Below are 26,139 nucleotides of genomic sequence, written 5' to 3'. Positions count from 1 at the left end.
GGACGGCCGCGGGGTGGGCGAGGCGTTGCCGCGCCGCCCACCCCGCCCCATCCCTCACTCAGGAACGGAAACCGTCTGCACCATGCGCCTGCTCGCCGCCATCGCCACCGGCATCGCCCTGCTCGGCGCGGCGCCTGCTCCGCCCGTGCCGACGCCGAGCGCATCGTCGGCGCCGTCCGCCGTGACCTGGGGGGTGGCGCCGTCGAGCGCGAAGGGTCCGAATGGCCGACCGGCGTTCGCCTACAAGCTTGACCCGGGCGCCACCCTGACCGACTACGTCGCGGTCACCAACCACTCGGCGCGCCCGCTCACCCTGAACCTCTACGCCAGCGACGCGTTCACCACCGCCCAGGGCGGCTTTGACCTGCTGGCCGGCGGCCGGCAGCCCACCGATGTCGGCGCCTGGGTCCGCCTCAAGCAACGCCGCGTGACCATTCCGTCGACGTCCCGCCTGATCGTTCCGTTCACCCTCACGGTGCCGGACAACGCCACCCCGGGTGACCACGCCGGAGGGATCGTTGCCTCACTGGCCGCCACGACGGCCGACGCCCAGGGCAACCAGGTCGCCGTCGACCACCGCGTCGGCGCGCGGATCTACCTGCGGGTGACCGGTGAGCTGCAACCGGCGCTGGCCGTCGAAGACCTGCGGGTGCGGCACAGCGGCTCGCTCAACCCCCTGGCTGGTGGCACGATCACCGCCACCTTCACCGTCCGGAACACCGGCAACGTCCGGCTCACCGGCCGGCCAACGCTCGGCGTGGCGGGTCTCTTCGGTCTCGGCCGGCGCTCAGTGGACGCGGCGGCCCTGCCGGAGATCCTGCCTGGCGGTGAGCTGACCACCACCGTACGCATGACGGGTGTCCCGCCGCTGTTCCGGCTGACCGCGAGCGGCGCTGTCACGCCCGCCGCCGTGGGCGACCAGGTCCTCGACCCGCCGCCGGGGGTCGACACGGCGCGGGCCTCGGTCTGGGCGGTGCCCTGGTCGCAGCTGGTCCTGCTGGCCCTGCTCGCCCTCGCGGTCTGGGCGCTGATCGCCGCTCGCCGGCGGCGGGCGCGACAGATCGCGCGGGCGGTGGCCACGGCCCGGGAGCAGGGCCGCATGGAGGCCAGCCGGGACACCGACCGGACCTCCGGCGGCCGGGACGCCGCGGTTCCCGCCGCGATCGGTGCGAGCGCCCCGTCCGGCGGCGACGACGCGACGACGCCGGACCGTTCGACGCCGCGGGTCGATCGGCCCGACCAGGGCCGCGACAACCGACGACCGGACATCGACCACACGGGGAGGGACACGCCGTGACCCGGTCACGCCCTATCTGCCTGCGGACCGCGTCGGGCAGCGGCACCGGCCACGCCGTCGCGACGGGGCACGACGACACACCACCACGTTGCCTGGGGAGCGAGCAATGACGATGAGAAGCATGCGTGCCGGCGCCGCCGGCCTCGCCTTGGCCGTGCTGGCCCTGACCGCAGGGACGACGCAGGCGGCCGCGGAACCGGCCGCGATCACCACTGTCGGCGCGGACCTGGTCTCGGTGGCGCTCGACGGTGACGCGCTGTCGCTGCGCATCCGGGACGCCGCGCAGGTAGCTCGCGACGTGCCCGGGCATGACCCGGCCGAGGTGATACTCGGCCCCGAAGGCGGCCTGGCCGGCCGGGTACCGCCCGGCAAGGCCTTCGCCTTCCTCGGACCGGCGGGCCAGCCGGTGTGGTCACTGTCCGCCGGGGACACTGGGTTCCCGGCCCTGGACACCACCGGCGTACGCCCCGACGCCCTCGCCGACGCCACGGTGACCCTCACCCTGGGCAACATCGAGGGGCCGGGAACGTTCACCGCCTACACCCTGTCCGGTCTCGGCACGGCGAGCCCGCTCTTCGGCAGCGGCGCGACGGTGACCCGGTCGGTGAAGCTGCCAGCGGCAACGCGCACCGCCGGTGTGGTGTGGGCCTTCGACGCCGCCGGCGACTACCGGCTCACCCTGGCCGCATCGGCGGCCCTGCGCTCCGGTGGAACGGTCAACGCGGAGGCGACCTACCGGATCCGTGTACCGGCGATCGTCCCGGCCGGGCAGGTACCGCCACCGGCGGCGCCGCAGCGGACGACGCCGGACGAGCAGCCGACGGCGCGCACGTTCGCCGCTCCCGCTGAGGCGAAGCCGGCTGCGGCACCGACGCCCGCCGCCGCGCCACCGCCGGCCGCGAAGGCGGCGACCACGGCGGCCGGCGCCCGGCAGGTGATCGCCGACGGGCACGTCGACATGGGCCCGCAACTCGCGGGCGACGCGTGGACGATCCGGATCAAGGACGACCGCACCAGCCCCGCCGTGTGGCGGGAGACCGCCGACGTGGTTCTGCAGGTCAAGGACAACGCGAAGATCACCGTTCCGGCCGGCGCGGAGTTCCTCGGCAAGCAGGGCGACACGGTGTGGCTGCTACCGCAGTCCCAGCAGGCCGGCATCGTCTGGCCCGGCTGGAACACCCAGCACCCGTCGGTCGTGTCCGGCATCAAGGGCACCGTTACCTGGACGCTCAAGGGCGTCACCGGGCCCGGCCGGTACGCCCTGTTCCTGACCGGCTCCTTCGGCAAGGCCGACGTGCTGTTCGACTCCGCCAAGCCCTTCCCGCAGCAGCTGAGCGTCCCGCTGAACACCCACGCGCACGGCAACTGGGCGTTCACCAAGCCCGGCCTGTACCGCCTCGCAGTGCAGATGAGCGGCACCACCACCGCGGGCAAGGCGGTCACCGACACCAGGACGCTCACCATCGCCGTCGGCGACAGCACCGACCCGACTAGTGGCTTCGGGCCGGGCAGCGGCTCCGCAGGCGGCGGAGACAACGACGGGAAGGAGCAGGGCGGTGCCGGCCGTCTGCCGCGTACCGGCACCGGGTGGGTGCTGTCGGCCGGCGCGGCCGGCGTGGTCCTCGTCGCCGCCGGGGCCGTGCTGGTGATGCTCACCCGTCGGCGCCGCGCCGGCCTCGCCGACACCGAGACGGTGAACACGTGAGCCCGCTGGTCGCGCCGCGGCTGTGGCTGCGGCGGGCGATCCTGCCGCTGCTGATCGTGGGGCTGGTCGCCGGCTGCCGGTCGGAGGTGGCGTTGAGCGCCAACGACGAGCGCCTGCAGGTCATCACGACCACCGGAATCCTGCGGGACCTGGTGAGCAACGTCGGCGGCGACCGGGTAGCGGTCAGCTCGTTGGTGCCCGACGGCGCCGATCCGCACAGCTACGAGCCGTCGCTGCGGGACATCCGCGACGTCGTCTACGCCGACGTCGCGTTCAGCAACTACCTGCTGCTGGAGGAGCAGGCCATCATCAAGGCGCTGGATGCGAACCTGCGCGACGGCGTCCCGAACATCTCGCTGGCCGAGGGAGCGGTGAAGTACGCCGCGGAGATCATCCCGCTGGTGGAGGACGTGTCGCTGGACACCATCTGGCTGGGCATGCGGGTACGCGGCACCGGCGCGATGCTCGGGGCGAACCGCGCCTCGGACGTGTTGGTCAGCGCCACCTCCACCGACGGCCCGGGCGAGGTGGTCGCGTACCTGACCGAGTCGTTCGGCAACCCGTCGTTCTACGTCGACTCCACCGACGGGTTCGATCCCGCAAACGGCTTCCGCGACGACACCGCCACGCTGCCGCCCGATGCGCACACGCATATGAGTTGGGCGTTCACCAAGCCCGGTGTCTACCGGCTGACCATGCGGGCGCAGCTGGCCGTCGATGCGCAGTCGCCGCCGGTGGCGATGGGCGAGCAGGTGTTCACGTTCGCCGTGGGGGTGGATCCGCACTCGGTGCCGGGCATGACGGGCGCGGCGGTTCTGAACTCCGGGCACGCCGACCTCACCGTCGACCTCGACCAGCGGCGGCTCTACCTGTTCGCCGATCCCGAGGGCAGCGGCGAGGCCAGCCAGCGGGTCTACGACCCGGCCCGCACCGTCATCGAGGTCCCGAGCAAGGCGCTGCTCGAGGTGCCCGGTGACCGAAGGTTCCGGTTCCTCGGCCGGCCCGGCACCCAGGTCTACCAGCTTCCGCAGGCGGTCCTTGGCAAGCACGTGCACGGCGAGATCGACCCGCACCTGTGGCAGAACGTCCGCAACGCCATCTCCTACACCGAACTCATCCGCGACACCCTCATCGCAGCCGACCCCCAGGGCGCGCCGGTCTACCGGTCGAACGCCGCGGCCTACATCCGGGAGCTGGAAGAACTGGACTCCTACGTCCGGGACACCATCGCCCGGATCCCGCCGTCGCGGCGGCATCTGATCACCACCCATGACGCGTTCGGCTACCTGGGACAGGCGTACGGCATCCAGATCTCCGGGTTCGTCACCCCGAACCCGGCTGTCGAGCCGAGCCTGGCCGACCGGCGCCGCCTGGTCGAGACCATCCGCAACCTGAGGATCCCCGCGGTGTTCCTGGAACCCGGCCTCGCCGCCCGGTCCACCACCCTGAATGAAGTCGCCCGCGAGGAAGGGCTGCGCGTGTGTGCGATCTACGGCGACACCCTCGACGGCGACATCACCAGCTACGTCCAGATGATGCGGTTCAACGCCGAGTCGCTGCACGAGTGCCTGACCACCGACAAGCAGGGGAGGACCCAGTGACGGCAGGACGGCCGCGACACCGCACCCGCGCGACCGAGCTGATGACGCAGTGCGCGCTGGCGACGCTGATCGCAGTGACGATGACGCAGACGCCCGCGACGGCCAAGGAGCCCACCCCCGGTCTGAGCCAGTCGATCGCCGCCGACCAGCCCCTCGCCACCGACCGGGCGGAACTGTCCGCCGGGCACGTCGACCTCGGCCCCCGCTACGTCGACAACCAGTGGACGCTGCTGATCCACGACGGCACCCAGGCCCGGCCGGTGTGGCGCAACCCCGACGAGACCGTGCTGCGGGTCTCCGACGCCGCGCTACAGACCGTTCCCGACGACCCGGCGTACGCCTTCCTCGGCGTCGACGCCGGCGAACGGGTGTACGTGGTGCCGCAGGTCCAGAACCCCGACGTCGTGTGGCTCGGCTGGAACACCCAGGACCCGCGGGTGATGCAGAGCATCGACCGCGGCGTCACCCTGACCCTGCTCGGCGTACGCGGGCCAGGCAGTCTCACGACGTACCTGCAGTCGGGCACCTTCGCCGCCCCGCAGCCGCTGTGGCGCTCCACCGAGCCAAAGGCGCAACCCTTCTGGGCCGAGGTCAACACCCACACCCACGCCAACTGGGTCTTCACCGCACCTGGCGTCTACCTGATCGCGGTGCAGGTCTCCGCCGACCTGATCAGCGGCGAGACGGTGACAGCGACCCGCACGTTGCGGTTCGCCGTGGGAGACGCCACCAGCACCGACGAGGCGTACGCCGCCACCGCGGACATCCCCGTGCCAGCGGGGCAGGCATCGCCCGCCGGCGATCGGACCGGAGCCGCCGAGCGGACCGACGGCTCCGACAGGCCACTGATGGTGGGGCTGACGGTCGCAGCCGCCCTGCTGGCCGTCGGTCTGGTCCTACTGCTCCTGCGCGGGCGCGGCGCGAAGCGGCGAGCCGAACGGGAACGCGCCGCCTCACCGTCGAAGGAGAAGCTGTGAGAGCGCTCGACATCGAAGGGCTGGACGTGGAGCTCGGCGGCCGGCCGGTCCTGCGGGACATACGCCTGACGCTGGATCGGGGCGAGATGGTCGGGCTGCTCGGACCCAACGGTGCCGGCAAGACCACCCTGCTGCGCGCCATCCTGGCCCTGACCCGCACCCGCGCCGGTCGGGTGCTCGTCGAGGGCAAGCCGTCGCGGCCCGGCCGGTCCGGCATCGGCTACGTTCCCCAGCGCCACGAGTTCACCTGGGACTTTCCCATCTCCGTCGAGCAGGCCGTCATGACCGGTCGGGCCGGCCGCATGGGGCTGCTGCGCCGCCCCGGCGTCACCGACTGGCGGGCCGTCGGCGACGCGCTGGACCGAGTGCAGCTCACCGAGCTGCGCCACCGACCGGTCGGCGAGCTGTCCGGTGGGCAACGCCAACGCGTCCTGGTCGCCCGGGCCCTCGCCCTCGCGCCGCGCATCCTGCTGCTCGACGAGCCGTTCACCGGCCTCGACATGCCCACCCAGGAACTGCTGGGCCAGTTGTTCACCAGCCTGGCCGGCGAGGAGCACGCGGTGCTGATGACCACCCACGACCTCGTCGCCGCGGTGGACACCTGTAGCCGCCTGGTGCTGCTCAACGGCCGGATCATCGCCGACGGACACCCGGCGGACCTGCAGGACGCCGAGCTGTGGACCAAGACCTTCGGGGTGAGCGCCACTTCCCCCCTGCTGAAACTCGTGAGGGCGACCTGATGTCGATCACCGATTTCCTCACCGACCTGCTCAACCCCGACCTCGCGTTCCTGCCCAAGGCGTTGGCCATCGCGGTCATGTCCAGCATCGTCTGCGGCGTCGTCGGCTGCTACGTCGTCCTGCGCGGCATGGCGTTCATCGGCGACGCCGTGGCCCACGCGGTCTTCCCCGGCATCGCGCTCGCCTTCGTCCTGCAGGGCAGCCTGGTCCTCGGCGGCGCCGTCGCCGGTGTCGCCACCGCACTGCTGATCGCGATCTTCGCGCAGAACCGGCGCGTCAAGGAGGACTCCATCATCGGCGTCTTCCTGGTCGGCGCGTTCGCCCTCGGCATCGTGATCATCTCGCAGGCCCCCGGGTACGCCGGGTCGCTGCAACAGTTCCTGTTCGGCTCGATCACCGGCATCCCCGACCGGGACCTATACGTCGTCGGCGGCGCCGGCCTGGTCATCCTCGGCCTGGTGCTCGCCCTGCACAAGGAATTCGTCGCCGTCTGCCTCGACCGGGAGATGTCCCGGGCGATGGGGCTGCCGGTCTTCCTTCTCGACATCGTGCTCTACGTCCTGGTCACCCTCGCCGTGGTGATCTCCCTGCAGACCATCGGCACCATCCTCGTCCTGGCCCTGCTGATCACCCCCGCCGCGGCGGCCCGCCTGCTCACCGACCGGCTCGGCGTGATGATGCTGCTCGCCCCCATGATCGGCGGCACGTCGGCGACCGTCGGGCTGTACCTGTCCTGGAGCTACGACACACCCGTCGGCGGCACCATCGTCCTGGTCGCCACCACTGTTTTCCTCGCCGCCTGGCTGATCGCCCCACGACACGGCCTGCTGACCAGACGGCGGCGACGTCCGAGTGGGCAGGATCCCGCTGACCTCACCCGACCCGCGCCGCTGTCTGACCTCGCACACCCGCAGGACCCGTCACCGGCCGTGCGATAGAAGCCGGGCGCCGGTGGGTGACCCGGTCGCCGGAGCCGGCAACGCTTCCCGTGAAGCGGACCTCCCCGCCGGTGGCCCGTGGGGTGCGCCCGGGCGGCTTCTCAAGGAACAGAGCGTGGGTGACCTCCAGTGTCCTGCCCGGCACGACCGTCCGGTGGCCCAGCCACCGTGGGCTACATGAACCCGGTTATCATTTCTGTGATCCGTCGAGGAGCGTGGTACCTCCGGTGGGCGGATCTGGGGAGACGTGGCGGTCTCGGTGACGAGGCCGCCACGTCGGTACCGGTGCCGACCCAGATGAACCGGCCGCCTGCTGCGAATGCCATCGCCAGGACGCGTGCTTCCCATTCCGTTGTTTCGCGCCGCCGCGCCTACAGACATGCCGCCTCGTCACCTCGGACCAGGTGCGAGCCGCGTAGCGCCGGACATCCCGCACACCTCGCATGCCGCGACGGCGGCGCCGGACAAAGAGGCTGAGACGGTCTGGCCGGTGTTCCAGCGGCGCTGGCGAGTACCTGCGCCTGGACACGTACCGATCACGTACCGGAAGGCAACGCAGGCCGACAGCGGCGGGCGGGCCGACCATGGCCGCGGTCGCCGCCGCAGCCGCACCGTGACGCCTCGCCGGAAGCGCACCGCCGGTGCGGCCGTCACCGCCTCCACCGATCAGCCCTTCCCCCCATTATCGCTAACGACTATCATTTCCAATAACTGCGGTCCACAGGGGATCGCGGGAAGGAGTCCTTCGTGCGCAAGCCCATCCGCCTGCTGCTCGCCACCGGGGCGGTGACCGCGGCGCTGCTCGCGGCAGCGCCACCGGCGCAGGCCACCGTCGTGACATTCAGCTCCGGACACCTCGACCTCGTCGACATCGCCTACGAGGCCGGTGAGCTGGAACTCGGCATCCACGACGAGGACAACGACGTCGAGTACGCCACCGACCAGGTCAAGATCGTCGTCAAGCGACAGGCCAAGGTCACCGTCCCCAGCGATCCCGCCTTCGGCTTCCTCGGCACCCCCGGGGTGTCGAAGGTGTGGATCCTGCCCGAGATCCAGAACACCGACCTGATCTGGCCCGGCATCGCCGCCGAGGAGATCGAGCCGGGCACCTTCACCGCCGACGCACTCACCCTCGGCGTCCAGTCGGTCAGCGGGCCCGGACAGCTCGCCATCTACACCGAGAACGCCGTAGGGCAGCCCACCGTCCTCGCCGACAGCGGCGACGGCCTGCCCGACACCATCGCCCTGACCGCCGGCGACCACCTGCACGCCAACTGGGCCTTCGACCGCGCCGGCACCTACTGCATCACGTTCCGGGCCACCGGCACCCTCGCCGCCACCGGGCAGCAGGTCACCAGCGAGCCGGCCACCCTCCACGTCGTGGTCAGGGCGTGATCGCCATGCGTACCCGCAACCGTATCCTCGCCGGCCTCGCCCTGACCGCCGCCCTGCTCGCCGGCACCGCCGCCCCCGCCGCCGCGGTGCCGATCGTGCTGTCCAGCGGCCACGTCGACGTCATCGACGTCGACTACGCCGGCGGCGCGCTGAGCGTCAACCTGCTCGACGACACCGTCAGCCCGTCGGTGGAGCGCAACCCCGCCGACGTCGTCCTGCGCGTGCCCAACACCGCCAAGCTCACCGTCCCCAGCGGCAGCGCCTGGTCGTTCCTCGGCACCAGCGGGCAGGCCTGGGTGCTACCCCAGGCCAGCACCACCGGACTGCTCTGGGGCGGCTGGAACACCACCGAGGTGCCCAGCGGCGTGTTCCAGAACAACCGGGTCACCTTCAAACTCACCAAAGTCACCGGACCGGCCGGCTTCAGCGTCTACACCGTCTCCGGCGGCACCCCCACCGTGCTGTTCGACAGCGGCAACGGACTGCCCGACAACCTCAACGTCAACCGCAACACCCACGCCCACCTCAACTGGGGCTTCGACGCCGCCGGCACCTACAGCGTCACCTTCGAAGTCACCGGCGTACTCGCCTCCAACGGCAGCACCATTAGCTCCGGCGCCAAGACCTGGACCTTCGACGTCCTCCCCTGACCACCGCCACCCCGTAGTGGTCCAACACAGCCGTCCGCCGAGGTAGGGGGTACCTGCAACCGGCGGACCCGGCCGGCGCGAGCCCACCGCCCACCCGGGCCTCGCGCCGGCCGACCCCCACCTCTGCCGGTCTGCACGACCAGAAAGAACACAGTGGTCCACGTCGTCGAGACCGACGGGGGCCATTGACGCAACAGACGGTGCGTGGTGTGCTCATGACGCGCCGCTAACGACAACAGTGATCGTTATCGTGTGAGGAGGAGCATGTCTCTCGCCGTGCCACCGAACCTGTTGCAAGCCGCCGAAGCAGGTCCCGTCGACGACGAGGCGTTCGTGGCCTGTGTCCGCGACTCGCTGCCGTACGCCTGGCAGGTCGTCAGCCGCGTGGCGGCCGACCTGGAGTCGTCCGACGCCGACTTCGCCGACAACGTCGTGCCACCGCCGAGCGAGACCGAGCGGGGCCAGCTCCTGCGCGCCCTGGCCAGCGACGCCATCCGGTCCAGCCTTGAGCGCCACTTCGGTGTGAAGCTGGCCTTCCAGAACTGCCACCGCGTCGCGGCGTTCCGGCTGGCCGCCGTCGACTCCGACACCTACCGCCGCTTCGTGTCCACCCGTGGTCAGCTGCTCAACCAGTCGCCCGAGCTGCGTGACTGCTGATCCGGTCACCGCCCGGCGAGCAGGTCGCGACGTGGACGTCCACCTGTTCCTGCTCGCCGGGCACCGCCCGGGCGCAACCCACGCCACGGCTCTCGCCGACGCCCACGCCTACGGCCGGGCCGCGGAGGTCGCCGGGTACTCCGGGGTGTGGATCGCCGAGCACCACTTCATCTCCTACGGCGTGTGCCCCTCGGCGATCACCTTCGCCGCGCATCTGCTCGGCGCCACCCGCACCATCACGGTCGGCACCGCCGCCTGCATCCTGTCCAACCGCCACCCGGTCGCCCTCGGCGAGGAGGCAGTGCTGCTCGACGAGTTGTCCGGCGGACGGTTCCGCCTGGGCGTCGGCCGGGGCGGCCCGTGGGTCGACCTGGAAGTGTTCGGCACCGGCCTAGACCGCTTCCACACCGGCTTCCACGACGCGCTGGAGCTTCTGGGCCGGTGGCTGTCCGGCGCCCCGACGGTCGCCGGCAACGACCGGTTCCCGTTCCGGCCCGTGCCCGTGGTGCCACGGCCCGCGCGGCGGATACCGGTGTGGGTCGCGGCGACCTCACCGCAGACGGTCGACCTCGCCGCCCGGCACGGCATGCCGCTGCTGCTCGGCCTGCACGCCGACCTTGACGAGAAGGCCGGCCTCCTCGACCGCTACGCCCGGGCCGCCGCCGCGCACGGCCACGACGTGCACCGCATCGACCATGCCAGCGCGCACCTAGCGCACGTCGAGGACGACGACGCCCACGCCGCCGACGCCGTACGCGCCGGACTCCCGGCGCTGCTGGCCGGCACCCGCGAGTACGTCCGCCTCGACGGCACTCCAGCCGGTCCCTCGGACCTGGCCTCGTACGTGGAGCGGCTCGTCGCCATCCACCCCGTCGGCTCGCCCCGCCGCTGCACGGAAACGCTGGAGCAGGCCGCCACCCTGCCCGGCATGCGGCACCTGCTGCTGATGGTCGAAGGCGCCGGCGGACGCGACCGTACGCTCGGCACGATCCACCGCATCGCCCAGGATGTGCTCGGCCTGTCACCCGAGCGGTCTCGAAGCCAGCCGACGGCGCCGACAACGCAGGCGGCGGCTTCAACCGCCACATGCCGCTGAACGTCTGTAACGGGGCAGCGCATGTCGGCGCCTACAGAAGGGATGCGGCTGTGAGCGTCCGTGCGGCAGGGGCGGGTACCCGACACCCCTACGCCCCCCAGAGGTGAATCCCGTCCCTGCCGCCGCACCTCAACAGTCGCGACCACACGCCGCCTGAGCACACCAGACTGTCGTGCGGCGGCTAGAGCGACCTGCGGTCCCTGCCGATGAGTCGCCTGGAGACCCGCCGGATTCGGGCATCGCTTGCCGTCCGGCCGAGTCTCCACCTGGCTTGGCATCCCCGCGTAGCCCGTACACCCGAAGGCTTGCTCCGGCGACTCAGCCCGCAGGTCACTGACCTGGCGTCGGATCTCATCGCCCGATGCGGCGGCGTCGAGGACGAGGCGCGCGGTGGCCTCGGCCGCTTCGCGTTGGGTGTCGGGCAGGACGCTGGTGTAGGTGTCGGCGGTCAGGTGGATGGTGGCGTGCCCGAGCTGGTCCTGGACGGTCTTGAGGTCAGCGCCGGCGGCGTGGGCGAGGGTCGCGGCTCCATGCCGCAGGTCGTGCAGCCTAATCGGAGGTAGCCCTGCCCGGCCGACGAGCAGCCGCAAGCGTTGGGTGAGGTAGCCGGGATGAATCGGTAGCCCGTCGGGACCGGTGAACACGTAGCCACTGTCGTGGCCCACCTTCCCGGCGTCGATTCGCGCGGCGCGTCGCTGGCGCTGCCGCTCGCGGTGCTGGCGCAGCACCCGAACGGTGTGCTGGTCCAGCGCCACGGTGCGGCGGCTGGCCTGTGACTTGGGTGGCCCTTCGTGCACGTCGTAGCCGGCGGTCGTGCGCTGCCGTACCACCGATAGTTGGCCGGTGTGCAGGTCGACTTCGGTCCAGCGCAGCCCGGCGGCCTCACCGCGGCGCAGCCCCCGTAGGGCGACCAGCCACCAGAAAGGGAACAGGCTGTCGTCGCGGACGTAGTCGAGGAAGGCGGCAAGCTGCGTCGGCGTCCACACGGCGATGGTGGGACGCTCGCCGCTGGCCTGCCACTCGGCGACGCGAGCTTCGGTCCACACCTGGGCCTGCGGGCGGGGGCGGGCGGGTAGCTCGATGCGACGTGCCGGGTTGTCCCGGATCAGCCCTTCGCGGACCGCGCCGGTCAGTGCCGCCCGCAGCGTGGTGTGCAGGTGCTGCAGGGTGCAGGCGGACCGCAGCTGCCCGGCACGGTTGCGGGTGGCCGCGATCGCGGCGAAGGCGGCGGTGAGCTGCCGCGAGGTCAACTCACCGAGGATCAGCTGGCCGATATGCGGGATGAGGAACTGCTCGATGTCGCGGGTGTAGTGCATCCGTGTGGTCGGCCGGATCCGGGTCCTGGTCGACAACCAGTACCGCAACCAGCGAGTGACCGTCCACGACCGGCCGGCCTGCTCCTCCCGGGACAGCGCCAGCAACTCGTCGCGTGCTCGGCGGGCTGCCGCCTGCGACGGGTAACCGCCCCGGCGTATCCGCTCGGCCTGGCCGAGCAGGTTGCGGGTGGAGCAGTGGAAGTACCAACTGCCGTGCTCACGCTCCGACAACCGCGGGCAGGAACTACCCCGGCGGCGGCCCGTCGCCGTGTCGAGGCACCCGCACCGCTTGCCGATGACGCCCTGACTGTTCATGGTCTCTCCCTTGACCTGGTGTGGGCTCATCGTCGCGACACCGTCGATGACGAGGGACGCTTTCGGTCTCGATGTTCGGCATCCGCCGAGTAGAGATGAAATGGGCTGAAAGGCGCCTGCAGCAGATCGATGGTCCGCGGACCCTCGAACGGTCCGCCACCGAACCGGCCCATTGCGAGGGTCGTGCACACGCTGTCCGTCGTTGGGCGAGAAACGTGCGTGACCATTCCGGGATGGTTGACTTGTTGAAACCGACCGTCAGTTCGCACATGGCGACACGCCTCGACGGTTGCCCGCCGTGGTGCGTCGAGGTGCACGCCGGGGAGGCGGTGAGTGCTACGGGCGGGCGGACCCGGCGGCACTCCCGGACGTTCATGGAGACCCTCGACGGCGGGGCCGGCGGGACAGCAGTGGAGATCCGCGCACTGGAGTACCTTGAGCGGCCCGAGGAGAGCGCACCGACGGTGGTGCTCGTGTCCGCCCGGGAGCCGCTCAACCTCACCGACGCCAGCTACCTCGCTACCTCCATCCGCACGGCGGTCACATTGGCCCGCCAGACACACCGGCCGTACTGGCTGAAGCGGGCGTGTCCGTCCTGGTGCAACGCGACCCACCTCGACGGCGACCACCTCGATGACCGACTCCACTGGCCAGACGACACACCACCGGTGCTGCTGTCGCTGCACGATGCGGTGAGTACGGCCGGTGAGTCGTGCCGCGGTCAGGCGTACCGGCCGCCGCAGTTGGAGATCGACCTGGAACAGCACGCCGACGCGGTCGAGCCGGTGGTGAAGTTCGTGGTCGAGGGTGCCACGGCGGTGTTGCGCCTCACCCTCGACGAGGCCGAGCAGGTACGGACGGCCGTTGACCGAGTGGTGACCATGGCGCACGACGCAGACAGCCAAGCGACCGAGGCCACTCAAGCCCCGGCGATTCCGGTGCCGGACCGGCCCAGCCTCGACCCGGCCCTGGTCGACCGAGTGATTGACGACCAGGGCCTGACGGCTGCACAGAAGATCAGAGTGCTTCGCGGCGCGGTCGCCGCCAGGATGACCGAGCAGGGCCTGAGCGTCCCTGAGCAGGCCGCGCGGTTGCACTGCACCGAGGAGCAGACAATGGACGCGGTGGTGGACCTCGCGATGTGGTCGCACGCCGGCTACCTGCTCCCACCCGCGCGGCCCTCCGATCCGGAGTGCCCGGCGTGGTGCACCGGGAACTGCCGCGCCGACGACGGCGTCCGTCTGCACGACCGGCACGTGGCCATCGTGCATGGGCAACACAGCGACGACGCCAACGACATCAAGGTGGTCACCGTCGACCTTGCCGCGTTCAACTCGCCCGACGGATACGACGAGCCGCCATCAGTGACGCTGGCCATCGACAACCCGGAACCGCGCACCGCCGACATCGCCAAGACCGACGGGATGGACCACGGCACGGTCCGGAACCTGGCCGCGTCGCTACTGTCGGGCTGCTGGGACCGCACGACAATGCGCCTCACCCCACAGAAGGCGGCGGAACTCGGAGCGTCACTGATCGCCGCGTCCCGCGCCGCCCACAACAACACGGCAGTCACGGCCTGACCACGGCGAGGATGTAAAGCGGGGCCCGGACCGTGTGCAGCGAGGTCCGGGCCGATCGTTCTTGAGAGCTCCACCCGTGCCGATGAATTGCCTCCACACCGGTCACGGGTGCCTTGGAGTCCTGGGGCCGCTGCCGCCGCGGTTGATGATCGGCGCGGTGCTCCGCCTCCGCCTCCGGCAGATCTGCCGTGGTGCGCGATGGTCGCTCGCGTTGCGTCAACGGGGGAGTGTCGGGGGTGCTGGTTAGGGTGACGGTCACCAGAAGACCCCGCAGCCACTGGCGCACGGGGGCGACGGGCTACGGGGTCGTTTCTTGATTCGCACTCAGGAACATACCCGGTGAAGGTTGCCGGCGGCAGATGATGTCGCCGCCGGGCGAACCTGCTCACGCGCGCCTCCTTCGTGCTGTGCCTGCGGGTACGCCACGGCCGGACTCCGGTCCGAGAGGAAGACGCGATGTCGTTGGAGGACCAGCTCGAAGAGGGTCGTAAGGCCCTCGAGGTCACGCTGGAGGAACTGCGCGAGGCCCGCAGACGGCGAGGGCTGCTGGCGGCTGCGTTGCTCGACGCGTTCCCCGGTTCCCGTACCTACATCAACGGATCGGTTGCGCACGGCGACGCGAACACGCCGCTGACCGACGTCGACCTCGGGGTCGTGGTCGACGTGGCCGGATACGGGCCGGACGGCTCCGGGCCGCTGCCGCTGATGGAGCAGGCCCGCGACGCGATTCGGGAGCACCTCGAGGACGAGTTCGACAACCTGACGGTCACCGTCGAGGGTCAGAAGCGGTCCGTGCTGGTGCGGTTCGGCGCCCCGGTCACCCCCGAAACGGACTTCACCGCCGACGTGATCGTGGCCTTGGACCACCCGAACAAGGGGTTGTGGATCCCGAACACCACGATGGCGGCCGGGTGGGACCGGGCGCACCCGGAGAAGCACACCGAGCTGGTCCTGCAGGCCAACGAGGACACTGGCAACGTGTTCGCTCGCACCGTGCGGCTGCTCAAGCACTGGCGCACCCACCACGGCAAGCCGCTGTGCTCGTGGAACATCAAGGCCTTGGCCCTGGGCTGCATCGCGGACGAGAAGCGGCCCCTGTTGCAGGCGCTGCACGACTTCTTCACCTACGCCGCCGACGAGATGGCCGTCGGACTTACCGACGACCCTGCGGACGTGGCGGGGACGATCAAGCTGCCGTCCGGGATGACCCGCGAGGGTGCGGCCTGGCGGCTGGGGTTGGCGCGGGACAAGGTGGCGGCGGCCATCGAGCACGAGCAGGCCGGCCGGCACGCCCTGGCTCAGCACGCCCTGCACAGCGTGCTGCCGCACGTGGTTGCTGACAGCGACCAGGGCGCGCAGATGGCCGAGCAGGCGCTGCTGACCACCGGCGCGTCGGCCGCCAGCCTGATCGTTCCCGCGCCGGAGACTTCCGCGCGGGCGTGGTCGCCGCGGTGATCGACTGGTACGGCCGGCGAGCGTCGTGGTGGGTCCCGCTGGAAGCCGCCGCCCGGCGGCGGCTTGGGCCCACCCTGTCCCACCAGTACGTCTTCGAGCCGGCTTGCTACGGCAGGGAGTGTGAGATCCTCGTCTACCGCGTCGAGGCGCTGGAGGTGGTCGGCGACCCGGAGCCGGTCGACGTGACGATCCGCTTCCACAAGCTGCCGCCGTACGACACGTACGGGCTGCCCCCGCAGGATTATCCCCGGGTCTTCGCCAGGCCGGGCGCCACTTCCAAGCACCGCATGCCCGACGGGGCGTTGTGCATGTGGATGCCCCTGGACCCGCCGCAGCGGCGGTGGACCCACGACAAAGGGCTGCTCGAACTCGTCGAGCTGATCCGCCAGCACCTGTTCCTCGAGAACTACTGGCGCCAGAACGACGGGGTGTGGCTGCTCGAAGACGCACCCCACGGTCTTCCGCGAACCCAGGGAGGTGACAGCACATGGCCTACGCCCAAGCCGCGCAGAGCGGCTGGACGGCCGCCCAGACGGCGATCGTCATCGTCGCCGTGATCGCGATCCTCGGTGGCGTCGTCTCCGCCTCCGTCACCTACACGCTCAACCAGCGCGCGACCCGCCGGGAACGGCAGGCCAAGGCGTTCGCCGAAGCCCTCAACGCCGTCGAGGACTACGCCGAGATGCCGTACCGGATCCGCCGCCGTCGAGACACCCCCGAGGCCCGCTACGACCTCACCGACGAAGTCAGCAAGATTCAGTCCCGGCTGGCGTATCACCAGGCACTCCTGCAGATCGAGGCACCCGAGGTCGCCGCCAGCTACGCCGCGCTCGTCCGCGCCGCCAAGATTCAAGCTGGAGGGCAGATGCGGCAAGCGTGGGAACAGCCTCTGCTCACCACGGACGCCGACATGAACCTGCAGGTCCGCTACCCCCGAGATCAGATCGATGCCGCCCGAGGGGCCTGCATCTCCACGATGCGCGAAGCCCTGCGACGACACCGAACTCGCCGCGCGCCCACCCTCCCCACCGCCAACAGCGACCAACCGCAGATTCCTCGTGCGACCGGTGAAGGCGAAGAGCGATAGACGTGGCGCGGGCGGCGTATTCGGCTTGTCCGCGGGACCTGTACACCGCGACGATGGGTACTCCGTGGCGAGTTGACCTTCGGGGGACACGTGGGAGTGCTTGACGACAAGGACCCGACCGGCGCTGCGCGGCTGAAGGAATGGGCCGACGGCCTGCGGGGACTCCCGCCGGGCGCGCCGCCTACGTTCGAGTTCCAGCGGATGATCCACCCCGGGATGGTGCCGGCGGACGGGGACGGGTTGCTCGCCGCGGACGGTCAGGGTCTGCTGGAGGTTCCGGGTGAGCACATCCAGTCGGTGTCGGTCCTGCACTACATGCGCGCGGGTTCACCGTCGGAGCAGTTCGACGTCGTCGGCTGGGACGCGATGTTCGGCGCCCTGCTGACCTTGGTGACCGACCGTCGCTGCCAGGTCGTTCCGGAGGTCATGGCGAGGGCCGAGGGGCAGGAGCATTCCGTCGCGCTGCCGCTGGCCGGGGCGGTGGATACCCGTCTCGGTGCGCCTATGCCTGACTGGCTGCAGGTCGACGTGGGGTTCCGCAACGCGGTAGCCCGGCTCACCAGCCTCCCCGACGATGACATGCGGGCCCTCAGCGCGGCGATCCATATGCATTACTGCGCCTCGCTGCTGACCACCCGTGATCTTGTCGGTGCGTACGCGCTGATGGTCGGGGGCATCGAGTGCCTCGCGCAGCACTTCGGCAGTCCCCCGACGGAGTGTGCGGACTGGGACGAGTCGGCGAGTTGGGAGAAGTTCATCGCCCGCCAGGGCTTCACCCAGGCCCAGGCCGCGGCCCTGCGTGCCCGCCTGATGAAGGACAAGCACATCAAGCTCGCGGAGACCTTCGCGACGTACGCCGTGACGCGGCTGCCGGCCGGTTTTTGGCAGGAGCCGGTGCGCTCCTACACCTGGGGCGTGGACGCGATGAGCGCCCGCCCGCGGGAGGGTTCCTGGTCTGATCCGCAGCCGCGCGGCTCAGTATTCGCCGACGATCCGGCGGTCCTGAAGGCGGCGCTTAAGACCGCGTACAAGCTCCGCTCCCAGTTCCTGCACGCGGGCAAGCGGGCGATCTCGTTCGCCGGTGACGTGTTCGCGACTGTCGTGGCTACGGACCGACCCGCTGGCGAAAGTCCACGCCTGAGCGCCGCCCAACTGCGCGCCGTCCTGCGGACCCTGATCCTGCAGGAGTTGACCGACCGTGGCAGCACCGATCCTCGGGGCTTGGACGAAATCACGTTCGTCACACGTTCGACGCCGACGTCCTGAGCTGGACCGCCCCAGATGTCGGTGGTGGTGTCGAGACCGTCCCGCGGACCATGGCCGGCGGATACCGACGGGAGGTGCTTACTGCCAGCAGCGCCAAGGCGCGCGGCGGTGAGCGGGCCGAGAATGTCGGACGCGAGGTAGACCATCGGGATAGTGGCCAACACGTCGCGGCGAAACGTGCGGTGAGAAGGGCGAGATGATCGGCGAGAACGGGCGGGATGACGAGCCGTGGCGGTGCTGGGTCGACGACATGATCGACTCGGATCCGAGCATCCTCGACGAGATCCAGCAGTGGTGGGACACGACCTCGCCGGTGCTGATGGTCGGCAGCCGGCACCACACCGTCCCGCGCCGCTATCTCGAACGCTTCTCCGCCTCAGGTCAAATCCGTGTCCGCGACCGGATCACAGGACGGGCGAGCGTGCGCAACATCAAGGACGTTGGCGCGATCCGCGACTTCTACACCTTCATCAACCTCGACGGTGAGCGAGACGGTCGACTCGAACGGATCCTCGGCGTGATCGAGGACGGGGCGACCGCGGTCGTCGACCGCATCCTCGACCCCTTCCGGACACCGCGACCGCTCACGCCGGAGGAATCACTGCACCTGAGCATCTTCATCGGCTTTCAACTGCTGCGTACGCCCCGACACCGTCGTGAGGTCGAGTTGATGGGCGACTACCTCATCCGCTCGTCGCGGCCGGACATCCGCGGGATCACCGAGGTGCGGGTGGTTCCGGACCCGAACCTGCACCTCGACTACCTGACCAAGAACGCCCCCAAAGTCGCCGAGGTGTTCTTCGGCCGCCCGACGACGCTCATCACGATCGACCAACCGCTGTTCATCACCTGCGACGAGCCGGTGATCCTGCGTACCCGCGGCGACGTCAGCCACGTCCAGCACCTGCCGAGCTGCGCCAAGCCCGAGCGGCGGCGGAAGAAGGACGCACGTAAGCCCAGCAGAAGCCGCGCCCGCAACGCCGACACGGTCCACGTGTACCCCAGCCGACCCGGCGTGGCCCAAGCGCACGAGGTAGCCCTCCCGCTCACACCGCGAGCATTGCTCATCATCGGCCCGCCCCACGTCGCCCACGTCGTACCACATCGTCGTTTGCAAGGTGGAGCGGCCGTCGCCCTCGCAAACGACGTGAACTCGAGACTCCTCACCCACGCCTACCAATGGGTCGCTGCCCACCCCGCCCACCCGACGTTCACGGACATGGAACTTCCTGAACCCGGGCCCATCGTCCACGCCTGCGACGGCGGCACGACCTTCGCCCGTGAGCTGCAACAGCCACCCGCACCTCGACAACCCGAGCTGCTGGGCCGCCGTGGTCGTTGAGGGGAGGGCCACGAACGCCAATGTAGCTGGCCGGTGGTGGGATGTGGTCAGGTCAGGCTGCTGAGGAGCTGGCCGGCCACGGCGTTGCCTCGACCGTGGAGGCGGGCGAGGATTTGCCGTCCATTGTCTGCGGTGGGGCCGGAGCCGCGCAGCGGGTTCGGGGTGCGAGTGGAGATGGTGACCAGGAACTCGGTGACTGCGGTATCCATCCGCTCACTGGTGGGGTTGGAAGAACATTCGCGGGCGGCGAGCCAGCCGACGGCGTCCTGGACGAACGCTGCCGCAGCCGGCTCCTGGAAGAAGCGGACGGCCGCGTAGGCGAAGTCGTCGTGGCCCATGTGCTCGCCGAACCACGTCGACCACGTCGGCACGGCTGCGCGGAGGGCGGCTGTCTGCTGCTCGCTGACCGGCGAGTGCCCCCACTCGCCGAGGCCGGCGACGGCGAGCGCCAGGACGCCTCTGCCGGAGTGGCCCTGCCAAGTGCTGGCGGTGGTGGCGAAGTGGAGCATGTCTGCGACTAGGGTGGGAAAGGCTTCTGGCCATGGGTCCTTTGCGCAGGCGGTTCTCCAGACCTGGCTGAGGTAGTTCTCCACCCAGGAACGTGCGGTGGCGCCGAGGGTGAGGATCGGCTCCCAGATCGTCCGGGCCTGGGTGGCGTTGGCGCTGATCGTGATCTCAGCGAGTAGCTTAAGAGCGCTACGTTCCTCGTCGTTGGGGTAGCGGGGGAACGATTGGCGGCCTCGGTCGGGGTCAGCCCGGAGGCGAGGAACGTCGCGAGGTCGGCGGCGAACTCGACCGCTCGTGCTCGCGTGAGCGTATCCGCCGCAGCAGCAAGGGCTGTGAAGTGCGGGCGGGAGGCGACGAGGTAGCCGAGGTCGAGGGTGCCCGGTGTGCGGGAGCGGGCTTCGCGGGCGTCGGGGAATCTAATCGTGAGGGTGGTGGCGATCCAGTCCGCCAGCCGGGGCACCTCGGCGGGCAGGCCGCCGTTGGCAAAGGCGTCGAATGCGGCCTCCGCGGCCGCCTCCAGCTCCGGGAGGCCGTCGATCGGGCCGTGGCCGGGTTCGTCGTCCTCTTGGTTCACGTCGAGTCCATCGGCTTCCTCCGGGTCGGTGTCGAAGTCGAGGTTGTCGGCTTCTTCAAAGTATGGGTCGATGTCGTAGTGCGACATCGGCAGCCGCGCGCGGTGCAGCGTCAGGTGCTCGAGCTTGCGCAGATCGTCGGTGAGGTGGGGGTGTGCGGCGGCGAGTCGCATCACGGTGGTGAGGGTGAGGCGGCGGGGAACGAGCAGCAGCCGTGCGATGGCCGCGCGCACGGTGACGTCGTCGGGGGTCTCGGCCCACAGGGCTGTGAGCGCTTCGGCGCAGAAGACGTCCCATTCATCGTCGGAGGGGCTGTCGGGGTATGCGTCGGACCGCGTGGCGGTCGGGTCGGTAAGGGGGCGCGTTAGTACGGCCCGGCACCACTCATCGCGGTCGGGGTGGTTCTGCAGCCAGTCGCGGGCGCACAGCACCAGCCACGCCGCGTACCCGCACCGGAGGTCCTCCACACTGCTGATGGAGCTCGGCGACTCAGCGTCTGGGGCGAGAGCGTCGAGTTGGGGCTGTACGGTGGCCCACTGTTCCTCGAGCTCGGTGTCGCTGGGGCGGACCTGGTCGGTGATGTTGCGGCGCATGGTGTGGGCGAACATCATCCAGGCGCGGTCGCGGTCGAGGTGATCCCGCATCTCGCGGGCTTCTTCCTCAAGGGCCGCCGGCGGGTTGTACACGAGGTAGGTCCTTCCGTCCGTGGCGCGGACGGCGTGGTAGTTCGCAATGTCGGTCGCAGCGAGCATCACCCGCCACCGGTGTGCGTCTGTCGCGGCCCAGTGCTCTCGGGCGGTAGTGAGCTGCTCGGTGAGCCGGCCAGTGACGAATGCGCCCAGGTGCACCAGGTCCAGGAGCGGGATCTTGCGGTGGTCCATGGTGTGCCACTTGCGGGCTCGCTCAGCTCGGGTGGGATCCATGACGAGCGGGAGCACGCTGAAGGAGCGCATCTGGACACTCATCCGGTCGTCGTCGAGCAGGTCGGCGCTGGTGACCAGGGGAGCAAGCGGGCCTTCCAGCAGTGCAGGAGTGTGGCGGGCGATATCGGCAAGCAGCCCCCATGTCGCGACCGATCGGCTGCCGGTGAGCTGGACGAGGAGCGCGGTGATGTCGCGGCCGTCGTCGAGGGCCTTGTAGAGGTGGGCCTCCAGGGCCATCACCGCCGCCGCCAAGATGTCCGGAACCCGGTGGCCACCGTGGCTCCAGGCCAGGACGGTGGCGTCACCGACCAGCGCGACAGGGGCGCCGTCGATGAGCAGCTCGAACGCCGGCCGCTCCTGCGTGGGTTCCTGGCCGCTTGACACCGGGGCGTTGCAGGTGCGTCTCCAATGGGTGGTCGCGTGCTCGATGAGGGCGAGCACCACGTCGACGCCCTGCGGTTCAGCGTTGATGAGCATTGCGCGGAACGGACCGCACTCGTGTATCGGATCGAAGGAGCGCGGGGCGCTGGCGATGCCGAGGCCGTCACGCAGCCGGTGATGGACGTAACGGCGGTGATGGCGGTCGGAGTCGATGGATGCCCGCAGCACCAGGTCCCGGGCCATCTGCGCGGACGCCGGCAGCAACGGCATCACGGTGTCGACGTCCAGCAAGGCTGCACGGAGTCTTGTATGGCCGCGACGCTGGCGGCCACTGATCTGGCCGCTGCGCTCGAGCTGGCTGTCAATAGGGGGCAGCAGCGTATCGAGGAAGCTGGCGACGGCGTCGGGTTCGACCGCGCCGGCGGCGATGACGCACCGCCACAGCGCCGGCTCGACCGTGTCGTCGAAAAAGCCTCCGCCGTCGATGTGCGCGACGATGTGCCGTCCGACCGCCAGGCCGATCACGGCAGCCTGATCGCGGGCCGGCCACGTGTCGGGGGCGTGCCGCAGCCACAGGTCGGCGATCGCGGCGACCTCCGGGGCGGCCGAGGCGACTGCGGTCTCATGCTCCGCCGCGAGGACGCGTAGGACGGGAAGCCACAGCGGCCACACGGGCAGCCGCGACTGCGCGGCGGCGTAGACCGCCACGTCCGGCATGTCGGCAAACACAGTGATCCAACCTGAGTCCGGAACGGTCGCGGAGAACCTGAACCTGCGCAACAGCCGTGCCAGCAGAGCGCTGTCGGCGGCGAGGCGCGACCACAGCTCGCCCAAAAGCCGGTCGGCGTCGTGAGCGTAGAACACTGCATCGAGGTACAAGTCCGCCACGAGCGGCTGGTCGGCGGCGTCCAGGGCAGAACGGTCGGCCTCCCACCGGTCGACACCGTGCTCGCGGAGCACGCCGGCGGCGTGCAGGCGGATCGCTCGGTGCCACGACGGCAGCGCCGACTTCTCCGCGATCACGCCGATGACGTCGTCACGGGAGCGCAGGTGATGCAACAGCGTCCAGTCGTCGAACAGGTCGTGGGCGAAGGAGACCCGGCCGTCGACCTCGGAGAGGATCCCGTCGACGCGCAGCTGGTCGACGAGCCCAACGGAGTCGACCGGCAGGTCGTCCAGGAGAGTGTGGGCCCGCAAACGGTCGGCCTGCTCGACGGCGATCCGCCGCAGCAACGTTTGGCGGGTTGCGCCGTTCGGGCCCCCGCCGGCCAGGCGCTGCCACCACAAACCAGCGATTGACGGCTCGTCGCGGATAGCGGCAACCGTAGCCCCGGGCATCCGCAGCACCAGGTCGAGGACCTTCGGGCGTCGTAGGACACCACGGAGCCCACCGGCGACGACCACCGCGGCCAGGTCCGGGTGCCCGCGTAACACCAGATTGATGTCGGCGTCAGACAGGTCCCCCATCACGAGCGGGGCGGCCTGCGGGCCGTTGGCCTGCACCAAGCGCTCCGACACTCGGGGGAACTCCGACTGCTGCGAAGTGATCAGCAACCGGATCCGGTCGCCGGTGGCGGCCGCGAGGCGTGCCAGGGCAGCCGTCGCGGCGAACGGCTCGTCGGTGTAGACCCGGTCGAGGCCGTCGACGACGACGCGGACCTCTCCGGGGGCAAGCGTCAGCACCTCCTCCAGGCGCCGGGTCAGCCCGAGTCGCGCGCCGACGCCGGCCTCGAGGCCCGCGGCCGACAGCCAAACCGCCCGGTGCGTGCCCGAGGCGGTCAGCCACCTCTTGGCGGCCACGGTCTTGCCGCAGCCCGACGGCCCGGACAGCACGTTGACCGCCCCGGCGTTGGCGAGCACGGCGGTCACGTCCTCACGGACCAGGATCACGTCGTCGCCGAGCCGGTCCCGGACCCGGGCCGTCATGTTGGTGGTGTGGGCGGTGAGCAGGCTCCAGTCAGGGGCTACATCCGGGCGCAGCTGGAACGCAAACTGACCGCCCAGCCGGTCAGCCACAAGCTGCCAGGTGACTGCCCCGCCTTTGGGTCGCAGGTCGGCGACCACCTGGAGCAGCGCCGTCCACAGGTCCACAGCCCTCCCGGCCTGCTGCGGGACGAGCGCGGCGCGGCACCGCCGGATCGCGTCCGCGATCGCCTGGGAGGTAGGGGTGAGGAAGTCTAGGCGCAGAGGCAGAAGCAGGGCCAGCAGCCGGGCGGGAGAGGAGTCCACGTTGACCCCGTGCTGCTCGGCGAGCGCCGTCGGACACTTCGCCGACTCCCACAGCGAGCGCTTCGTCTCGTTGAACGCGCCAGGCACGCCGATCCGCGAGGCTATGCCAGCCTGGTCGGCGGCGGCTTCCCCGATCAGCTCCGCGAGCTCGACCCAGGTGCCCTGCGCCGCAGACCCTGACACGAGACCGACCCGGTCTGCAGCGCGCCGGAAACTGTCGGTAAGGATGTCGCGCCAGGCGGCCTCCACGAACTCCGTGTGCAGCCTGGCTCCGGTCAGCATGTCGAACGACTTGACCGACGCCGACCACCGCGGCCCACCGGTGGCGTCACCGGTGACGACCATGTCATCGAGGAAGAACCCCGACGCACTGCCCTGGAACCGCACCTCCGCCGGGACCGCGACCCCGAGGCCCAGCGGCATCTCGCCAGCGGCCATCGCAGCGACGAGCCACGCACCAACATGGTCTTCGAAAGTGAAGCCGCCACCGCCCGTGATGAACGCCGTCGCCACCGACCGCCCGTCCGACGCCTCTCTGCTCGACATCGCCTGAGGCTACCGGCCCGCATCCCACCCGGCCGCTCCACTGCCCGAGACGAGCCACCCCCTCAGGACCACCGTGGTGTTGGGACACTTAGCGGGCGTTGCGGCGGTACCAGCCTAATTGCGACGCACCCGGTAGCGACCCAGGCCGACGTCGCTCTTTGCGCGGCCTGGAAGCCGAGAGCGGCGGCGAGGTGTACCAGGGATAGGTCGGCCGCGTCGGCGGCCCGCAGTCGCTGGCGAGCACCGCTGGCCACCCCGGCCGCAAAGTCGGCTGTCGGATATGCCCATTGCTGCGGATAGCACAAATGGCACAGCTTTCCCGGGTGGCACTGTGCCATCTGTGCCATCGTCAGTTCATGACTCCGATCCCGCTGTCCCAATGGGCCGACCAGAACGGTGTGCCGCGCCGTACCGCCTACAACTGGGCCAAGAACGGCAAGCTCAACGTGCCGATCCACCGCACCCTCACTGGCCGCCTGGTCGTACTCGACGACGACGAGACACCCGGTGATGCCCATCCGTTCGTGGCCGCCTACGCCGAGGCGCTGAGCCTGCCCGTCGGCGTGCACTCCGGCGACCTGCACCACTCGCCGGTCCTCGAGGCTTGGGGTGTGGACCTGTACGACACCGTCGCCGACGACCTACGTCCCGTAGTGCTGCAGCTGGCCCTCGCGGCGGCCTGCTCCCGCCCAAAGCGCGACGCGTGGTGGCGACTGACTGACTGGCTCGGCCGCGTCGAGCTGGCCGACTGGTACACCTCGACCGGCTTCCCCGAGGTGGCCTCGCTTATCAGCGAGCGGCAGCCGATCACCGACCAGGACAGCTACCTCGACTGGTGGCCGTGCGGGGTCGGCTCGCACGAGTTCTGGCAGGACTTCGACGCCGCCGCGGCGCAGGCCGTCGCCGCCGCCGGGCTCGGCCCGTCCGAGCACAGCGACGCGGTCTCGTGGCTGACCGAGTCGGCCCTGACCGACAACATTGCGATCGCCGGACGCCGCGAGAGCCTACGCAACCGGCTCGACAGGCTGGCCGGGACCAGAACCGACCACGACCAGATCCCCACCATCCCCGACCGCAGCGACCTGTGGAGCCTGCGCGGCATGTACCCCGAGCCGGCCTGGGCCATCGCCCGCCCGCACACCCGGCGCACCGCGCAGAGCATCTGCGCCATCGTCGGCTGGGACCCCGAGAGCCCGGCACCGCCCGACGGGCACCCGCTACGCGAGATCGGCTACCGCGCCTGCCTGCACGCCGGCGAGGCCGCTCTCGTCCCGTACGTACACGACGCCCACCTGCGCGAGATCGACGCCTTCCGTCGTATCGCCCTCGGCAAGCCGTGGCAACTCATCACCTCATGAGGAAGCTGCGGCGGGGCAGTGGCTCGATCAGCCGCCGGGAGAGCAGCACATCACACTGCCAACCATCGGTCGCCCAGTGTCGCTGATCGAACTCCAAAGCCGTAGCTAAGAGCTCCTAACTCTTTAAGCGTTGGAGTCGGCGCCAGCAGATGATGGCGCAGGCGAGAGTGAGGAACGCTTCGTGGATGTCGTCGCGGATCTCC

The 26,139-nt window shown here is 70.4% G+C and carries 20 protein-coding genes and 1 pseudogene; 18 read left to right on the top strand and 3 right to left on the bottom strand.

Translation table 11 applies throughout. From position 1 onward, the window contains the following. Positions 1–82: 82 nt before the first annotated feature. The 11 genes from FB454_RS33215 (at position 83) to FB454_RS35630 (ending at position 11,619) form a co-directional block, all read left to right on the top strand. The gene (locus FB454_RS33215) at positions 83–1,297 is read left to right on the top strand and encodes a WxL protein peptidoglycan domain-containing protein (RefSeq protein WP_145824185.1); all 1,215 of its coding nucleotides are present in this window, start codon (positions 83–85) and stop codon (positions 1,295–1,297) included. A 106-nt stretch (positions 1,298–1,403) separates the two neighbouring features. Next, the gene (locus FB454_RS33210; protein WP_013287200.1) at positions 1,404–3,002 is read left to right on the top strand and encodes a TIGR03773 family transporter-associated surface protein; all 1,599 of its coding nucleotides are present in this window, start codon (positions 1,404–1,406) and stop codon (positions 3,000–3,002) included. Then, complete coding sequence (locus FB454_RS33205; RefSeq protein WP_013287199.1) at positions 2,999–4,603, top strand: anchored repeat ABC transporter, substrate-binding protein; 1,605 nt, start codon at positions 2,999–3,001, stop codon at positions 4,601–4,603. The genes FB454_RS33210 and FB454_RS33205 overlap by 4 nt, the downstream gene beginning before the upstream one ends. Further along, a complete protein-coding gene (locus tag FB454_RS33200; protein ID WP_013287198.1) occupies positions 4,600–5,580 on the top strand; it encodes a choice-of-anchor M domain-containing protein in 981 nt (326 codons plus the stop codon). The genes FB454_RS33205 and FB454_RS33200 overlap by 4 nt, the downstream gene beginning before the upstream one ends. Positions 5,581–5,606: 26 nt before the next feature. Further along, a complete protein-coding gene (locus FB454_RS33195) occupies positions 5,607–6,320 on the top strand; it encodes an anchored repeat-type ABC transporter ATP-binding subunit (protein ID WP_174361803.1) in 714 nt (237 codons plus the stop codon). Continuing rightward, on the top strand, positions 6,320–7,258 hold the full coding sequence (locus FB454_RS33190) for an anchored repeat-type ABC transporter permease subunit (protein ID WP_013287196.1): 939 nt from the start codon (positions 6,320–6,322) through the stop codon (positions 7,256–7,258). Before FB454_RS33195 ends, FB454_RS33190 begins: the two co-directional genes overlap by 1 nt. 747 nt (positions 7,259–8,005) lie before the next feature. After that, entirely contained in the window at positions 8,006–8,653 is a 648-nt protein-coding gene (locus tag FB454_RS33185) for a choice-of-anchor M domain-containing protein (RefSeq protein ID WP_013287195.1), read from the top strand. Next, positions 8,650–9,303, top strand: a complete 654-nt coding sequence (locus tag FB454_RS33180; protein WP_085985945.1) for a choice-of-anchor M domain-containing protein — start codon at positions 8,650–8,652, stop codon at positions 9,301–9,303. Before FB454_RS33185 ends, FB454_RS33180 begins: the two co-directional genes overlap by 4 nt. 264 nt (positions 9,304–9,567) lie before the next feature. Then, entirely contained in the window at positions 9,568–9,960 is a 393-nt protein-coding gene (locus tag FB454_RS33175; RefSeq protein WP_145824184.1) for an SCO5389 family protein, read from the top strand. After that, positions 9,950–11,056, top strand: a complete 1,107-nt coding sequence (locus FB454_RS33170; protein WP_486485492.1) for an LLM class flavin-dependent oxidoreductase — start codon at positions 9,950–9,952, stop codon at positions 11,054–11,056. The genes FB454_RS33175 and FB454_RS33170 overlap by 11 nt, the downstream gene beginning before the upstream one ends. A 305-nt stretch (positions 11,057–11,361) precedes the next feature. Beyond that, positions 11,362–11,619 (top strand): hypothetical protein, encoded by a 258-nt coding sequence (locus FB454_RS35630; protein ID WP_486485494.1) that lies wholly within the window; start codon positions 11,362–11,364, stop codon positions 11,617–11,619. Here FB454_RS35630 and FB454_RS33165 read toward each other — a convergent pair. After that, a pseudogene (locus tag FB454_RS33165) lies at positions 11,542–12,372 on the bottom strand (site-specific integrase); the annotation flags it as partial. The gene FB454_RS35630 and the pseudogene FB454_RS33165 overlap by 78 nt on opposite strands. Positions 12,373–12,758: 386 nt before the next feature. On the opposite strand from FB454_RS33165, the gene FB454_RS33160 reads away from it, so the two are divergent. The 6 genes from FB454_RS33160 (at position 12,759) to FB454_RS33135 (ending at position 19,420) form a co-directional block, all read left to right on the top strand. Further along, positions 12,759–14,270, top strand: coding sequence for a hypothetical protein (locus FB454_RS33160; RefSeq protein ID WP_145824183.1), 1,512 nt, complete (start codon positions 12,759–12,761; stop codon positions 14,268–14,270). A gap of 456 nt (positions 14,271–14,726) precedes the next feature. Next, the gene (locus FB454_RS33155; protein ID WP_013287190.1) at positions 14,727–15,725 is read left to right on the top strand and encodes a hypothetical protein; all 999 of its coding nucleotides are present in this window, start codon (positions 14,727–14,729) and stop codon (positions 15,723–15,725) included. Continuing rightward, entirely contained in the window at positions 15,722–16,282 is a 561-nt protein-coding gene (locus FB454_RS33150; protein WP_145824182.1) for a hypothetical protein, read from the top strand. The genes FB454_RS33155 and FB454_RS33150 overlap by 4 nt, the downstream gene beginning before the upstream one ends. After that, on the top strand, positions 16,213–16,812 hold the full coding sequence (locus tag FB454_RS33145; RefSeq protein WP_013287189.1) for a hypothetical protein: 600 nt from the start codon (positions 16,213–16,215) through the stop codon (positions 16,810–16,812). The genes FB454_RS33150 and FB454_RS33145 overlap by 70 nt, the downstream gene beginning before the upstream one ends. A 96-nt stretch (positions 16,813–16,908) precedes the next feature. After that, positions 16,909–18,078 (top strand): hypothetical protein, encoded by a 1,170-nt coding sequence (locus tag FB454_RS33140; protein ID WP_157547414.1) that lies wholly within the window; start codon positions 16,909–16,911, stop codon positions 18,076–18,078. Between the two features lie 196 nt (positions 18,079–18,274). Further along, complete coding sequence (locus FB454_RS33135) at positions 18,275–19,420, top strand: DUF4238 domain-containing protein (protein ID WP_013287187.1); 1,146 nt, start codon at positions 18,275–18,277, stop codon at positions 19,418–19,420. A gap of 47 nt (positions 19,421–19,467) precedes the next feature. Here the strand turns inward: FB454_RS33135 and FB454_RS33130 are convergent, their stop codons facing one another. Beyond that, positions 19,468–19,929: a hypothetical protein gene (locus tag FB454_RS33130; protein WP_145824180.1), complete on the bottom strand. Its 462-nt coding sequence runs from the start codon at positions 19,927–19,929 to the stop codon at positions 19,468–19,470. An 8-nt stretch (positions 19,930–19,937) separates the two neighbouring features. Continuing rightward, positions 19,938–24,578 (bottom strand): hypothetical protein, encoded by a 4,641-nt coding sequence (locus FB454_RS33125; protein ID WP_145824179.1) that lies wholly within the window; start codon positions 24,576–24,578, stop codon positions 19,938–19,940. Positions 24,579–24,934: 356 nt separating this feature from the next. Here FB454_RS33125 and FB454_RS33120 point away from each other — a divergent pair, with 356 nt between their 5' ends. After that, positions 24,935–25,936 (top strand): hypothetical protein, encoded by a 1,002-nt coding sequence (locus FB454_RS33120; RefSeq protein WP_041799053.1) that lies wholly within the window; start codon positions 24,935–24,937, stop codon positions 25,934–25,936. Positions 25,937–26,139 lie beyond the last annotated feature (203 nt).

The organism is Micromonospora sp. CNZ297, assembly GCF_007827625.1.
This window is presented reverse-complemented; position numbering and strand designations above follow the sequence as displayed.